General features: G+C 44.1%; 1 protein-coding gene. It reads left to right on the top strand.

Annotated features, from left to right (window positions below):
- A partial coding sequence (locus A3763_RS23965) for a malate:quinone oxidoreductase (RefSeq protein WP_197483084.1) occupies positions 1–553 on the top strand: 553 nt, incomplete at its 5' end.
- Positions 554–864 lie beyond the last annotated feature (311 nt).

Below are 864 nucleotides of genomic sequence, written 5' to 3'. Positions count from 1 at the left end.
TAACGGAAAGCATTACTTGCTGTTTGGTCCTTTTGCGACCTTTATGCCGGTGCTGGAAAAAGGCCGAGGTTTCCTTGAGTACTTAAAGTCTATGCGCTTTCATGATATCCCTAACTTTTTGAATGTTGCGCGAGAGCACTTTCCATTAATGAAGTACCTTATTTCCGAGACCTTTGTTTGTAAGGAAAAGATGCTGAAGGAACTAGAAGACTTTGCGCCAGGTTTAAGTAGTAAATTCAACTGGCAGGTTAGTCCGGCAGGTCAGCGAGTGCAAATCATTAAAGATGGTGACTTGCAGATGGGCACCGAGATTATTGTCTCTGATGATAAAACCTACGGGACGCTACTAGGTGCCTCGCCGGGGGCGTCGGTATCACCTGAAGTGATGTTGCGACTGGTTGAACAACTCATGCCATTCCTGATTGAAGATGAGGAAGGCAATAGCAAATTACGAGAAATCTTCCCCGTTCACAGCCTCAGAAAGCTGGAAAAGGACGCTAAGCTCTATCGTGCTATCCGTGATGATGTCAATGAAACCCTAGGCATCGGATAAGCCCTCCAAGCCCAAACACCTAGGGATTTTGCCGATGATCAATCCGCTTCCTTAGGTCTTATGGGCTATTTCACAAGGTTTTACCTCAGTGTTACCTGTTGTTACCACTTTGGGATAATTTGTCATTCCTTTACTTGTTACAATCCTCGGGAATTTATTTAAGGCCCCTTTGTTTGTAACGACTAGGAATATTTGATGACGAATGATATATGGATGAACCTTGGTATACAGAACTCTTTCTCGCAAGATTATGGGCTGTTGTACGATAATTTGGCACTAACGGCCAGTGCACTTGCGGCTTTTTTAATGCT

The organism is Oleiphilus sp. HI0128, from assembly GCF_001635365.1.
This window is presented reverse-complemented; position numbering and strand designations above follow the sequence as displayed.